The following is a 13,081-nucleotide window of genomic DNA, read 5'->3' on the forward strand; positions in this document are numbered from 1 at the left end:
ATCACACACCCCGCCAGCCACCAACTGGCGGGTTACCACACACGAGGAGAGAATATGTCTTACGCAGAGTTGTTGGCGCGTAAAAGCGCCGACGCGCCACTGCGCGGTCTTTCGTCTATTCCGTCATTGCATGAAGGCATGTTTGCTTATCAGCGTGACGTAACCGAGTTTCTACTCGGCGTAGGCGGAGGTGCCGCGTTCCTGGATACAGGGCTTGGGAAAAGCTTTGTCGCATTAGAATGGGCGAGAGTAGTTTCAGAGCAGATCGGAAAGCCCGTTTTGATGCTGGCACCGCTAGCAGTTGCGCCGCAACACGTCCGAGAAGCTCAGAAATTCGGATACGAAGACGCTCGCGTTGTCCGTACGCAAGATGACGCTGGGCCCGGCATCAACGTAACCAACTATGCAAAAATAGACCATTTCGATCCTAGCGAGTTTGCTGGTGTGGTGCTTGATGAATCCAGCGTAATCAAGAATTTCACTGGCCAGACAACCCGCAAAATGATCGCGATGTGGAAAGATACGCCATTTCGTTTGGCATGTACCGCAACGCCCGCTCCAAATGACCACATGGAATTGGGCCAGCATTCACAGTTCTTGGGCGTAATGAATTCAAACGAGATGCTAACTCGATGGTTCATCGCCGATCAAACGAATATGGGCCGCTATCGTCTCAAGGGACACGCTGTAAAACCATATTGGAGTTGGGTTGCGAGCTGGGCCAGATGTATTTCAAAGCCGTCAGATCTTGGTTATTCCGATGATGGTTTCGGACTGCCACCTTTGGAAACATTTCGACACGAAATAAGGGCGGACTTGAGTGTCGACGCGGGGGAATTGCTGTTTCGCATTCCCGATACGAGCGCAACAGCCATTCATAAAGAAAAGCGCCTAACCGCCAACGCCAGAGCTGAGGCAATAGCTGAGCAGGTGAATTCAGAGCGCTCCGAGCCTTGGGTTGTGTGGTGCGACACTGATTATGAAGCTGATGCTTTGACTAGCCGTATTCCCGATGCAGTCGAGGTTCGGGGATCGATGACGGACAAGGTAAAAGAAGATCGATTGGTTGGGTTCAGCGAAGGAAATATCCGCGTCATTGTCAGTAAGCCTTCAATCGCTGGTTTTGGTCTAAACTGGCAGCACTGCGCTCGCATGGCATTTGTCGGGCTGTCGTTCAGCTACGAGGCATATTACCAGGCCGTGCGTCGCTGCTACAGATTTGGGCAGAAACGACCAGTTCATGTGCACATTGCGCTGGCAGATACCGAACGAGCGATCTGGGACACAATCAATCGCAAGAGCGGCGATCACGAGCAAATGAAGCGCGAGATGTACGCAGCAATGCGACGAGCCCACCAGAAACGCCAAGTCAAAATCAACTATCAGCCAACCACGCCTGTAAAATTGCCCGATTGGGTGAAGGGAGCTTCAGCATGACATACGTCCTAGACCAAGCAGCCGGCGAGAAATGGGCGGCTTACAATGCAGATTGCGTGCCATTTACACAGGGTCTGCCTGATGCGTCGATAGATTTCAGTGTTTACTCCCCGCCATTCTCTTCGCTCTACATTTATTCGGAGAGCGTTGCAGACATGGGAAACTGTGCAACTGACGACGAGTTCTTTGAGCAATACCGTTACTTGGTGCGTGAAAAACTTCGCGTGACCCGACCGGGGCGCCTCACTGCAATCCATGTCAAAGACCTAGTCTATTACCAGAATAGCAGTGAACGTGGCACAGCAGGACTGCGCCCGTTTTCGGATGACTGCACGCGCCTTCATATTGAGGAAGGTTGGGATTTTCATTCGCGTATCACAATCTGGCGCGATCCAGTGCGGGAAATGCAAAAAACAAAAGCTCACGGGCTTCTTTGGAAAACACTTCGCGCTGACAGCACATTTAGTCGCATGGGTATGCCTGAGTATTTGCTCGTTTTTCGAAAGTGGGCGAAGGACGGCGAAGAAGTTAAGCCAGTAACCCATACCAAAGAGAGTTTTCCAGTCACCGACTGGCAGGATCATGCGTCGCCAGTGTGGAACTTTAGCAAGCAGGATTTGCCCGAGACTGATGTCCTGAATGTTAAGGTTGCAAGATCTGACAAGGACGAAAAACACCTTTGCCCCATGCCTCTCAACATCACAAAGCGCGCATTGCGCATGTGGTCAAATGCAGGCGACACAGTTTTCTCGCCGTTTATGGGAATTGGATCTGAAGGATACGTTTCTCTGCAAAATAACCGGCGCTTTATCGGCACTGAACTGAATCCAAACTACTTCAAACAGGCCGTGAAAAATCTAGGCGACGCCGCAGCTGTTGGCGAGGTTCCTAGCCTCTTTGGGGATAACGACAACGTCGGGGCTGCAAATGCAGCCTGACGACATCTGCCACGTCTGCCTCCGCCACGCTGTAGGACTTGGCGTGCAGGAGGGCAAAGAACCGATCCGCTGGCTATGCAAGGAGTGCGCAGACATTGCCGAGCATATCCGTACCCGCCGCAGGCTAGACCCTTACGAACTGCGCGCTCTTGATACCGGCGTTGAAGCAGTTGGGGCTTTCCTCGGCACCATAGGCAAAACCGACCTTGCGGAATGCGACGAGTTAGAAGCGCGCATGCTGGTGAAGGCCGCATGGGAAGGCTGCGGGCGAGGGATGCGGGAAGCTTTGAAGGAGGCGCCGTTTTGATTACGGTCTCGGAGACGACTTCCCTTCGAATATCGGGGACCATTCAACAAATAGAAAACGTTCCAGATAATTCATAAGCTCGATCGAGGCGTCAAATGGGATCAAGAAATCTACCCGTACGGTGTTATCTCTAATCCATTGCCCTACGTTTTCCGCAGTTAATACTTGTCCGGACGCATGAGGGGAAGAAACCAGATTGTTAGCTAGCGTACTGCTTTGCAGATCTACTCGATAGTGCTGGTATGAATAACGTGCAGAGCTGGCGCCACCGGCTTGCCCAACCTTTAACACTTTCGTCTGATCGCGGAGGTGAAAAGAATACACCGCCTTCTTCATCTTTGGGAGTTGAGGGTAGCCCGAATGCTCCCGCCACTCAACCACGTCAATTGCAGGCAGGGCGAATCCTGGGTGATGCTTTTTGCACCACTTTTCGAACCCGCTTAGCGCCTTGAAACCACGATCTAATTCATACGATCGTTTCGGCTTTTTCCAGAACATGCACCCACCCCATTTCTGAGGGAGACTTTATGCATATTTCGCAAGAACTCAATACCGACCCAATGCTCGACGTCGCACTGTCTTATCAGGCGCAAAACTGGCCAGTATTTCCGTGTCGCCACTGCGACGAGGAAATCATCGATCCTCAAACAGGCGAAATCGAAATTCTCGCCACTAAGACTCCGCTCACAAGCAACGGGTTCCGTGGCGCGACGCTCAATGAGCGCATCGTGCGAGAATATTGGCGCCGTAATCCTTCCGCGATGATCGGCGTGCCCACCGGTGCACCTATTGGCGCATGGGTGCTGGACATTGATCCCAAACACGGCGGCGACGAAACGCTTGCGGCGCTCGAGTCCGCACACGGCGCGCTGCCTGCAACGCTGACCGCAGAAACCACCAGCGGAGGCCGTCACTATTTCTTTCGTCATCGTCAGGGCGTTCGAAACCGCGGCGCGCTTGGCTCCGGCGTTGATGTACGCGGTGACGGCGGTTATGTAATTGCGGCCGGCAGCGTGCCTGAGGTCGGCCTGCCTTATCGCTGGATATCAGAACAGGAGCCGGTCGACGCGCCAGACTGGTTGCTGGATCTTGTGCTGCCACGATCATATGAGAGTACATATTCTGTGGCGCCATCTGTTAGCGGCAAGATTAACGACCGCTATGTCGAGCGTGCAGTTCAATCCGAGCTGGACGATCTTGCGCTTGAACCGATGGGCAATCGCAATAACCGGCTGAACGACGCCGCATTCCGTTTGGGCACTTTTGTCGGGGCAGGCGCACTGGCTGAATCCGAAGCGCGCGCTCTGCTGCAGGATGTAGCCCGAGGATGGGGGCGCGACTGGCCGCGCTGCGTAAAGACCATCGATAATGGACTCGCTGCCGGTGCTCGCAGCCCGCGTAATGTGCCACAGAATGACAACGACAACACACGTCTGGTTGATATCAGCCGTATGATTGCCAATGGATTGGCGAAAGCGGAGGCACGCACTGATGCTGTTGCCGAGCCAGCTTCGAGATTTGATTCATCTATAAGCGAACCGGAGCAAGCCACTGAAAACAAACGCGCAATCATCGCGACGCCTTTCGTTTGGAAAGACCCGGCGACGCTACCACGGCGCGAGTTTGCGTTCGGTAAGCACTTCATTCGCAAGTATGTCTCGGTGACAGTCGCGCCGGGCGGTCTCGGCAAAACTGCGAACAGCATCGTCGAGGCGCTGGCCATGGCTTCGGGTAAAGCGCTCAATGGCACGAAGCCTCCGAAGCGGTTGAAGGTCTGGTTGTTCAATGCCGAGGATCCCCGCGACGAGCTTGAGCGCCGCATCATGGCTGCGTGTATTCATTTTAATCTGAATCCAGCTGATATCGATGGGCATCTGTTTCTAGACACAGGTCGCGAGCAGGAATTGGTCATTGCGATCGACGACAAGAAAGGCGTGCGCATTCAGGAGCCAGTCGTTGAAGCAGTCGTTGAGACGATCTCTGAGCTTGGCATTGACGTGATGATTGTTGACCCGTTCGTGTCGACGCACCAAGTCAATGAAAACGACAACGGCGCAATCGACAAGGTGGCTAAGCTTTGGGCGCAGGTCGCTGACCGGACGAACTGCTCAATCGATATCGTGCATCATCTGCGTAAGGTGAGTGATCGTGAAGCAACCGTTGAAGATGCTCGTGGGGCTGTGTCTCTGATCGGCGCAGCGCGCTCGGTGCGCGTGCTCAACCGCATGTCGGAAGCGCAAGCCAAAGACGCCGGCATGGGGGCTATGGATAGGTTCGCTTACTTCACCATCACATACGGCAAGGCAAATCTCGCCCCACTGTCGCACAAAGCTGACTGGCGCAAGCTGGAAAGTGTGGCTCTGGGGAACGGGCAGGGCCTCACCAAGCCTCAAGATCATGCGCCTGTTGTTACTGCGTGGACTTGGCCAACCAGTGAGGAAATAGCGGAGGAAGTGACCGAAGAGCAGCGCGATGCAATCCGCGGTGTTGTTAATGGTGGAATGTATAAGCAGGCACCCAACGCCAAAGAGTGGGTAGGCTTGGCTGTCGCATATGCGTTGCAGTTAGATGCCGATGACGAGACCGACAGAAAAAGGGCCGGGGTGATAACCAAGGCGCTATTTGCAGAGGGGTTTCTAACGAAGGTTGAAGAACGAGACCCGGTTCAACGGCGCATGACGACGTTTGTGAGAGCTATGTAACTAACAAGGTGCTCATAATGAGCACCTTTTTTCTTTAGCATAAATTTGTGGGCCGTCGTAATCAACTTTTTCGTAGCGTATATTGTACCAGTCATCACTCGTCATTTTCACAATATCGTGTGTTGCACGAACTTCAAAATTGTCAACAATCCACTCATTTCGTCCTTTCACCTTGGCCGAATAACAAACGTTATATATCGTATACATTAACTTATTAGATGCTAGCTTGGCAGGCTTTCGCTCATTCGAGCCGATGAAGGCGTACCGATCAATGTAGTTATCAGTTGTATCTATCGGATTCGTAACGATTATATCGACATTTTCAAAATTAACTGGAGTTTCGTTCTCAACTAAAACATATGCACCACCAGCAGAGTTAACATTATGAACTCTGCCATCTTTTTCTACAAATGCGCTGTTAAATGAGGCATCAATACTTAGGCTGAGCCATGGAAATGTCGCTGCAATAATTTTGTCAGATTTATCGTTTATTTCTTTTACTGTGCCTTTAATGGTTGCAATATCGGTTTGAACCAACCCTAAGCTCTGTTGTATTTGATGGATTTCAGGATATTGAGAAGCAATAATTCCGCCTTCAGGCGCTGCTCGAACTGATAGGCTTGAAAAGCCAAATACTACTGCCCCCATTATTAAGCACGAGACTCCGAAGCTTCGAAATGAGAAGTCTGTATTTGTCGCATTGCCATCTGAAAGCAAAGGCCTTGTCTTCTCTAGGAGGCGATACGGCGCCAATAGCGCCAGCAATCCAATTACTCCTAAACAGGCGGCTAGAATTAACGCGATATCATTCTTTTGGATAAGATCGGATATAGTTGTCACAAGAGCAGAAACGCTCATAAATGCTGGATACGCATATTTCTTAGCACTAGACATCTTCACGCCCCCTAGAAGTTATCTGCAGGCGACTATCAGATTCTTCACAGTCAGGACATCCACATATTGTGGTCGTTGATCCCTTACGAAGATCAAAATGCAACCCGCTGTCACAATCAAAATACAACCATAGGTAACGCGTAAAGTTGTGCGTAGAGTTGATTTTATCTGCCTCAACTCTACGCATTTGCACGCTGCTTAAGGTGCGTAATCAATCCTCTATAGATGATTACGCACTTGAGCGCGCAGCGCGTAATGTTGCACTGTTGGAACTTTACGCACTTTACGCACTTTGAAGGACGGCAGAATACAACCTGAGTTGCATTCGTTAGATAAAAATTTGAGTTTTAATATTCGTTCTTGACAAATCCCTCCGAGACCCTTTCCATTTTTTCACGCTGACGACCAATCAGTGATTCCGCTACCAACGGAAGCCAACCATGAACACGAGGAGAGACCATGACACGAAGACGTGCGCCTAACTGTGCATCATCCGGCAAGCTCAATTCCAGATCCACAGCCAGCACCAAACCTGCAGCAAAACCAAAAGTCACGACCCAAACCGTCCGCATCAATGGCGTGCGCACCAAGATCACGACGCGCAACGGCAAGGTAACAACATCGCCATGTCTGCCTCTGGAATGGGAACTTCAAGCTGCCCAGGTCCGCAGCCTGCGAAAATTGCCAGAATACGTTCATGCAGCGCGAGACGTTCGACCAGGCACATTCACGTTGGCCGGAGATCAGAACGCAGCCAAGCGCGGACCCAAGGCAAGAGCTGAAGCATTAGCGGCAGGACTGACGCCGGGAGAAGCCGACGTCCGGATATACCTCTACGGTGGTGTGCTGCGGCAAATCGAGAACAAGGTCGGCAAGGCCAAGCTCGAACCAAGCCAGATAACCCGCCATCCGTTGCTTAATGCTCTTGGCTTTCCCGTTGTAGTCGTCAGGGCCGTTACCGAAGAAGATGCAGCAGAGCAGGCAGTGAGGCTGGTTAAAGGCTGGCTGAGTGAGGCGAGTGAACAAAGGGAGGCAGCTTGATGTCTCCCGGAACTTTCATGGGTGGGTTAAATAATCCAGATCTGCACCACCGACAACTTATTCCTCGTTACGAAGATGTTATTGAAGAGGCAATTATAGGTGATGGAAATAAGCCCGTTTCTAGTCTGGCAGAGCTTAGAAATCTTAAGCTGTTAGTGGCTGCATCGAAACAGATAACGAACTCTGATCACACTGCCGTCTACGTGATTGGTGAGGAAAACGCCTCCCGAGTAAAGGTCGGAAAAGCGAGATCTCCAATCCATCGCCTCGCCACCCTACAAACTGGAAATCCTGACACTCTTTTCTTGCACCGGGTTTTTTGGTTTGACACAGCGATATGCGCATCAGGGGTTGAGGAACAAGCCCACATCATAGCTGAGCAGGAACACTACCGGCTTGAAGGTGAGTGGTTCGAATGCAAGCCACACGAAGCACACGATCACATTGTTGAAGCAGCGCAATCGCTTCGTAGCGGCTACTGCGCGCTAACTCCAAGTAAGGATACGCCATATGTCCAATCGTAATCTAAAGCCACGCATCATGACCAGCGCAGTTCATGGAACGCACAGCCCAGAGCACACACCAGAGCAAAGGCATGCAGCCAGAGAGCTTATGCGGCTTGAACGCGCCCGTGAAGTAAAGGCTTTGGCAAAGTTGCGTCGCCGTATCAATAAGCGGCAAGGAATTGGAAATGATTGGGATGGTCGTGCTGCAAATGACAATATCGCTTGGCCCCTGGCTACAGCGCTGATCAAAGAGGGCAACACCGATCTTTTGAAGTATGCGATGTACTACCGCCGAATTCACACGGCAGCGAAAAGCAATGCCCTTCTAGGTGGTTCGACCGTGACACTAGGTGAAGGAATGGCTCTGGATCGCCATATCCATGTTCGTCCGAACGGAAGCATCGCGTACAAGCATGTCAGACAATCCACAGCGGCAAACGTCGACATACCATCTCGCAAGAAAAGTGTAACCGATGCGGAGACGCAGTTGACTTCTGACAAATCGGAAAGCGGTTACACCAACGTACCGAAGCCATGGAAAGGCGACGCACCAGTCAACGATATGATCGATGCGAAACATAAGCTCGGCCGGTTGCAATCATCTTTGGGCTATCTATGCGAACCCTTCGAGTTGGCTTGCATCGATGGGAAGACATTAAAGGATGTAGGTGAGGCTGCTGGAATAGGCAACAAGAACGCTGCTATGGGCGCGGGCAGGGCTCTTGTGCACACCGCTCTGATAACATTGAGGGATGTAATCGGTGACCTACAGCGCCGCGATCTTGTAGCTTAGTCATGACCTGATCAGTCAGAACGTTGGTAATAGTGGGAAGACAATCTTCCACAGTATTCCAAGTTCTGTGCGCACAGGCTGCTGCCAGCGACAGACGCTCGGTCAGTGATGAACCGGGCGTAACAATCCCCGGCGCCGTTTCTCCTCCGGCAGACGGGATACGGCGGGTTGAGGTTGGCAAGATAAAGCCAGTGCCTCCCCGCCGATCAATTATTGTTTGTGTAGCTTAATGGTAAAGCAACGGTCTCCAAAACCGTCGATGTTGGTTCGATTCCAGCCACATTCGCCAATCTTCATCTGGGTGTAGCTCAGCAGGTAGAGCGCTCGGCTTGGGTCCGAGAGGCCGCAGGTTCAAGCCCTGCCACCTTGACCAGTTTCATCAAGAAGAATTATGCGGAGTGGAGAAGTGGTCATCTCGCTTGGCTCATAACCAAGAGATCGTCGGTTCGAATCCGACCTGCCGCAACCAAACAAAACCAGCAACGCCTTCTGCCGCCACGACACATTGTGTATTAAGTGCAAGCGCACCCAAGCTGGTTACTTTCACGGAGGCCTGTCCATGACACAACGCACATGGCTCCGACTTTATAAAACTGCCCGATGGCAGCGAATGCGCGAGCGACAGCTGACCGAGCAACCGTTGTGCGTGTTCTGTTTACAGGTTGGTGATGTGGAACCAGCGACGGTGTGTGATCATCGCATTGCCCATAAGGGCGACGAGTTCCTCTTCTGGGATGCAGGCAACCTCCAGTCACTTTGCAAGACGTGCCACGATCGAACTAAGCAGCGGTTGGAGCGAGGTCAGGACATCGTGACCTTCGGGGCCGACGGGTGGCCGGTTTGAACCCCGGGGGGGCATCAAAAAGTCGACGAAGGTCGAAAACGCTGGAACGGCGAGGGTCCACAGCGCACGCATCCACAATTCAAAATATGACCCCTGTAAAGGACTTATGCCATGGCGAGGCCAAGAACGCCTCGCGCCAAGGCGGCAGTCGAGGCAAGCGATAAGAAAAACCCACAGCGCTTCAAAAACCGCACCGACGCTAAAGCCGATGGCCCGCTCGGCAATCCTCCCGCATGGTTGAAGGATACGCCAGAGCTAAAAGCCAAGGCTGCATGGAAGCTTTTTGAAAAAGAGCTTCCGTGGCTCAACCAGTCACACCGCACGCTGGTTGGTATGGCATCCAATATTCAGGGCCGCATCATGGCGGGGCAGGAGGTTGGCGTGCAGGCGATGAACTTGCTGCGTCAGATGCTTGGTCAGATGGGTGCTACGCCTGCGGACGCATCGAAAGTTGCGACTGCCGACGATGGCGATGAGAAGGATGATTTGCTTGACTGATATGCCTGCACTGAAGCGTGTGAGCGATTATGCGCAAGCTGTTCTTGACGGCACTGAGATTGCAGGCCCGCACGTTCGGAACGCTTGCCAGCGTCATTTCGACGACTTGGCGACAGGTCATGAGCGCGGTCTGTGGTTTGATGACGAGGAAGCTGATCGTGTGTTCCGCTTTTTTGAAGAGCGGTTGAAGCTTTCAGAAGGCCAGTTTGAAGGCAAGCCGTTTAAGTTGCATGCCTCGCAGGCCTTCAAGCTTGGTTCTCTGTTTGGTTGGAAACGTGAGGACGGTTCCCGACGTTTTCGTCGCGCGTACATCGAAGAGGGCAAGGGTAACGGCAAATCTCCATTTGCTGGCGGTGTCGGCCTGTTCGGATTGATCGCTGACAAAGAAGCGGGCGCACAGATTTATGCGGCCGCTGCCAAGAAAGAACAGGCGGGAATTCTCTTTCAGGACGCTGTGAAAATGGCGCGGGCTGCACCTGCTTTGATGCAGCGTGTGAAGTTCAGCGGCGGTATCGGGCGCGAATTCAATATCGCGCACCACAAGTCACAGTCTTTCTTCCGTCCGATCTCAAAGGATTCGGGAAAGTCGGGCTCAGGTCCGCGTCCTCACTTTGCGCTTTGCGATGAGGTTCACGAGCATCCAGATCGATCGACGATGGAAATGCTGGAGCGCGGCTTCAAGTTTCGTCGTCAACCGTTGCTTTTGATGATTACAAACTCAGGCAGCGACAAAAACAGCATCTGCTGGGAAGAGCACGAACACGCAGTTCGGGTTGCAGCCGGGACGCAGACGCCAGACGAGGTGTTTAACTACGTCGGTGAAATCATCGACGACACAACGTTTGCATGGGTTTGCGCGCTCGATAAGGGCGATGACCCTCTGAATGACCCGACATGCTGGAAGAAAGCGAACCCGCTTCTAGGCGTAATCCTGACGCAAGAATATCTAGCAGGCGTTGTTGCTCAGGCCAAACAAATGCCGGGCAAGCTAAACGGGATTCTGCGTCTGCACTTTTGCTGCTGGACGGATGCCGATAAGGCATGGATGCCGCGCGAGACTGTCGAAAGCGTCATGGATGACTTCGACCCCGAAGAAGATCATGCTGATAAGCCGGTTTTCATGGGAGTCGACCTTTCGGGCAGCAAGGATATGACTGTTCTTGCCAGCGTGGTTCCTACGGGTGTCATGGAAATGGAACGCAATGATGGAGCTACCGTCAGTCTTCCGACCTTTGACGCTTGGGTTGAGGCTTGGACGCCACAGGAAACGCTGCAAGCCAGAGCGCAGGCCGACAAAGCACCGTATGAACTATGGGTGCAGCAGGGCTGGCTCAATGCCACACCCGGAAAACGTGTCAGATATGACTTCGTTGCAGCACGACTGCAGCAGCTTGATCAGCAATTCGAAATCAAGGCCATTGCATACGACCGCTACGCTTACGACAAGTTTCGTGAAGAGGTGGACGCGCTCGGCATTGAAGTCGACCATGTTGCACACCCACAGGGCGGTAAGGTTCGGGCTAAGCCTGAACCCGCCAAGGTCGAAGCTGCAAAAGCCGCTGGCCTTCCAACGCCGCAAGGCTTGTGGATGCCGGGCTCGGTGCTGGCGCTGGAAGATATGATCATCGATGGCCGAATTCGATTGAAGCGAAACCCGGTGTTGATGACTGCTCTTATGGGCGCAACGTTCGATCACGACCCGCAAGAAAACCGATGGTTCGTCAAAACGAAAGCTTCAGTGCGCATCGATGCGGCGGTAGCTTTGGCAATGGCAATCGGTGCTGCTCTCGACGGCGTTCCTGCGGCGCCAAAAGAATCCGTGTACAGAAAAGGCCGCGGCCTTTTGATTTTATGAGGACCGCATGGGCTTTATGGATTGGTGGCGTGGCTCAGATGGGCCACCCAAACGACGTGGCGCGCCTAAGCAGCAATGGAGCAGCATGGCGGATACGCCATTAAATGACTTCATTCAAAACGGTGACACGTCCACAAGTCACAACATTACCGCTGAAAACTCTATGAAGATTGCAGCTGTGTGGCGATGTGTGAACCTCATCTCAGGGACAGTCGCCACACTCCCTCTCGATCTGAAGAGGCGAATAGACAGCAAAACGCGCATTGACGCGGACGATCATGCTTTGTGGTCGCTACTTCGGCGGAAACCGAACAGATGGCAAACACCTTCTGAATTCCGACGCATGATGCAGGCGAGTGTTTTGCTGCGCGGCAACGGTTACGCATACAAGGTATACAGTCGCGGCGAGGTGATTGAACTCATTCCGCTCAACGCCGACAATGTGGAGGTCAAACAACAGCGCGACCTTTCACTAACTTATAATGTGACGCTGCCGAGTGGTAGCCGTTTGCAATTGAAGCAGAAAGACATGCTTCATCTGCGCGGAATGACCTTCGACGGTATCGTCGGTTTGCCTGTGCTTACTTATGCGCGAGAGGCAATGGGTTTGTCGCTTTCCACTGAGAAACACGCGACCTCACTGTTTGAAAACGGCACCAATGTTGGCGGCGTCCTTCGGCACGAAGGAAAGCTCGGGATTGAAGGGCAGGAAGCCCTACGGGAAAGTCTGGATTATTATCGTCGGGGCGGGGCGAGAGAAGGCCGTGACCTAATTCTCGAAGAGGGGATGACGTACGACAAGATCGGGATGACATCAAATGACGCGCAGTTCATTCAGACGCGCGTTCAGTCTTTAACCGAAATTGCGATGTTCTTCGGCGTACCGCCGCATATGTTGGGTATCACAGAGAAATCAACATCATGGGGATCGGGGATTGAGCAACAGAACATCGGGTTCATCACATATACGGTCAATGATTGGCTGGTGATGTGGGAGCAGGCCATTGGACGCGATCTCATCCCGGAAGATGACCTCGAGATTTATGCAAAGTTCAACATTGCCGGGTTGCTTAAAGGCGACATGAAAGCTCGTTTCGATTCATACGCGATCGGACGGAATTGGGGTTGGCTTTCTGTCAACGACATTCGCGCGAGCGAAGATATGAACCCGATAGACGGCGGCGACGAGTACCTCCAGCCTCTCAATATGCAGCCTGTCGGCGTCGAACCCACGACAGTCGAAGCGCCCAATCAGGAATAATCCAA

Annotated in this window: 13 protein-coding genes and 2 tRNA genes; 13 read left to right on the plus strand and 2 right to left on the minus strand. The window is 52.6% G+C overall.

Annotated features, from left to right (window positions below):
• Nucleotides 1–54: 54 nt before the first annotated feature.
• Genes VBH83_RS02940 through VBH83_RS02950 form a run of 3 tightly spaced genes read left to right on the plus strand, consistent with a single transcriptional unit; the run spans nt 55 to nt 2,682 of the window.
• Nucleotides 55–1,437 (plus strand): helicase-related protein, encoded by a 1,383-nt coding sequence (locus tag VBH83_RS02940; protein WP_396996261.1) that lies wholly within the window; start codon nt 55–57, stop codon nt 1,435–1,437.
• Nucleotides 1,434–2,375 carry a DNA-methyltransferase gene (locus tag VBH83_RS02945; protein WP_396996387.1) on the plus strand — a complete coding sequence of 314 codons (942 nt, stop codon included), beginning with the start codon at nt 1,434–1,436 and terminating at the stop codon, nt 2,373–2,375. Before VBH83_RS02940 ends, VBH83_RS02945 begins: the two co-directional genes overlap by 4 nt.
• A complete protein-coding gene (locus VBH83_RS02950) occupies nt 2,365–2,682 on the plus strand; it encodes a DUF6511 domain-containing protein (RefSeq protein ID WP_396996263.1) in 318 nt (105 codons plus the stop codon). The genes VBH83_RS02945 and VBH83_RS02950 overlap by 11 nt, the downstream gene beginning before the upstream one ends.
• Here VBH83_RS02950 and VBH83_RS02955 read toward each other — a convergent pair whose 3' ends face one another.
• Complete coding sequence (locus VBH83_RS02955) at nt 2,683–3,180, minus strand: hypothetical protein (RefSeq protein ID WP_396996265.1); 498 nt, start codon at nt 3,178–3,180, stop codon at nt 2,683–2,685.
• 29 nt (nt 3,181–3,209) lie between these two features.
• Here VBH83_RS02955 and VBH83_RS02960 point away from each other — a divergent pair, with 29 nt between their 5' ends.
• Nucleotides 3,210–5,384, plus strand: coding sequence for a bifunctional DNA primase/polymerase (locus VBH83_RS02960; RefSeq protein WP_396996267.1), 2,175 nt, complete (start codon nt 3,210–3,212; stop codon nt 5,382–5,384).
• Between the two features lie 12 nt (nt 5,385–5,396).
• Here VBH83_RS02960 and VBH83_RS02965 read toward each other — a convergent pair whose 3' ends face one another.
• Nucleotides 5,397–6,278 (minus strand): hypothetical protein, encoded by an 882-nt coding sequence (locus tag VBH83_RS02965; RefSeq protein WP_396996269.1) that lies wholly within the window; start codon nt 6,276–6,278, stop codon nt 5,397–5,399.
• Nucleotides 6,279–6,737: 459 nt separating this feature from the next.
• On the opposite strand from VBH83_RS02965, the gene VBH83_RS02970 reads away from it, so the two are divergent.
• The 9 genes from VBH83_RS02970 (at nt 6,738) to VBH83_RS03010 (ending at nt 13,076) form a co-directional block, all read left to right on the plus strand.
• Complete coding sequence (locus VBH83_RS02970; RefSeq protein ID WP_396996271.1) at nt 6,738–7,319, plus strand: VRR-NUC domain-containing protein; 582 nt, start codon at nt 6,738–6,740, stop codon at nt 7,317–7,319.
• Nucleotides 7,319–7,843: a GIY-YIG nuclease family protein gene (locus tag VBH83_RS02975; protein WP_396996273.1), complete on the plus strand. Its 525-nt coding sequence runs from the start codon at nt 7,319–7,321 to the stop codon at nt 7,841–7,843. The genes VBH83_RS02970 and VBH83_RS02975 overlap by 1 nt, the downstream gene beginning before the upstream one ends.
• Entirely contained in the window at nt 7,830–8,618 is a 789-nt protein-coding gene (locus tag VBH83_RS02980) for a hypothetical protein (RefSeq protein WP_396996275.1), read from the plus strand. The genes VBH83_RS02975 and VBH83_RS02980 overlap by 14 nt, the downstream gene beginning before the upstream one ends.
• Nucleotides 8,619–8,915: 297 nt before the next feature.
• A tRNA-Pro gene (locus VBH83_RS02985) sits at nt 8,916–8,991 on the plus strand.
• Nucleotides 8,992–9,010: 19 nt separating this feature from the next.
• Nucleotides 9,011–9,087, plus strand: a tRNA-Met gene (locus tag VBH83_RS02990).
• Between the two features lie 141 nt (nt 9,088–9,228).
• Complete coding sequence (locus VBH83_RS02995) at nt 9,229–9,462, plus strand: HNH endonuclease (RefSeq protein WP_396996389.1); 234 nt, start codon at nt 9,229–9,231, stop codon at nt 9,460–9,462.
• Nucleotides 9,463–9,573: 111 nt separating this feature from the next.
• Nucleotides 9,574–9,960: a hypothetical protein gene (locus VBH83_RS03000; protein ID WP_396996277.1), complete on the plus strand. Its 387-nt coding sequence runs from the start codon at nt 9,574–9,576 to the stop codon at nt 9,958–9,960.
• A gap of 1 nt (nt 9,961) precedes the next feature.
• Nucleotides 9,962–11,815, plus strand: a complete 1,854-nt coding sequence (locus tag VBH83_RS03005) for a terminase large subunit (protein ID WP_396996391.1) — start codon at nt 9,962–9,964, stop codon at nt 11,813–11,815.
• Between the two features lie 7 nt (nt 11,816–11,822).
• On the plus strand, nt 11,823–13,076 hold the full coding sequence (locus tag VBH83_RS03010) for a phage portal protein (RefSeq protein WP_396996279.1): 1,254 nt from the start codon (nt 11,823–11,825) through the stop codon (nt 13,074–13,076).
• Nucleotides 13,077–13,081: the final 5 nt, after the last annotated feature.

The sequence above is a fragment of the Ochrobactrum sp. S1502_03 genome (genome assembly GCF_044435015.1).
GTDB lineage: Bacteria > Pseudomonadota > Alphaproteobacteria > Rhizobiales > Rhizobiaceae > Brucella > Brucella chromiisoli.

What these genes read in the sequence shown, in the direction of transcription:
- VBH83_RS02955 (WP_396996265.1), bottom strand. Translation starts at nt 3,180, where the DNA reads ATGTTCTGGAAAAAGCCGAAACGATCGTATGAATTAGATCGTGGTTTC.
- VBH83_RS02960 (WP_396996267.1), top strand. Translation starts at nt 3,210, where the DNA reads ATGCATATTTCGCAAGAACTCAATACCGACCCAATGCTCGACGTCGCA.
- VBH83_RS02950 (WP_396996263.1), top strand. Translation starts at nt 2,365, where the DNA reads ATGCAGCCTGACGACATCTGCCACGTCTGCCTCCGCCACGCTGTAGGA.
- VBH83_RS02980 (WP_396996275.1), top strand. Translation starts at nt 7,830, where the DNA reads ATGTCCAATCGTAATCTAAAGCCACGCATCATGACCAGCGCAGTTCAT.
- VBH83_RS02940 (WP_396996261.1), top strand. Translation starts at nt 55, where the DNA reads ATGTCTTACGCAGAGTTGTTGGCGCGTAAAAGCGCCGACGCGCCACTG.
- VBH83_RS02945 (WP_396996387.1), top strand. Translation starts at nt 1,434, where the DNA reads ATGACATACGTCCTAGACCAAGCAGCCGGCGAGAAATGGGCGGCTTAC.
- VBH83_RS03000 (WP_396996277.1), top strand. Translation starts at nt 9,574, where the DNA reads ATGGCGAGGCCAAGAACGCCTCGCGCCAAGGCGGCAGTCGAGGCAAGC.
- VBH83_RS03010 (WP_396996279.1), top strand. Translation starts at nt 11,823, where the DNA reads ATGGGCTTTATGGATTGGTGGCGTGGCTCAGATGGGCCACCCAAACGA.
- VBH83_RS03005 (WP_396996391.1), top strand. Translation starts at nt 9,962, where the DNA reads ATGCCTGCACTGAAGCGTGTGAGCGATTATGCGCAAGCTGTTCTTGAC.
- VBH83_RS02970 (WP_396996271.1), top strand. Translation starts at nt 6,738, where the DNA reads ATGACACGAAGACGTGCGCCTAACTGTGCATCATCCGGCAAGCTCAAT.
- VBH83_RS02995 (WP_396996389.1), top strand. Translation starts at nt 9,229, where the DNA reads ATGCGCGAGCGACAGCTGACCGAGCAACCGTTGTGCGTGTTCTGTTTA.
- VBH83_RS02975 (WP_396996273.1), top strand. Translation starts at nt 7,319, where the DNA reads ATGTCTCCCGGAACTTTCATGGGTGGGTTAAATAATCCAGATCTGCAC.
- VBH83_RS02965 (WP_396996269.1), bottom strand. Translation starts at nt 6,278, where the DNA reads ATGTCTAGTGCTAAGAAATATGCGTATCCAGCATTTATGAGCGTTTCT.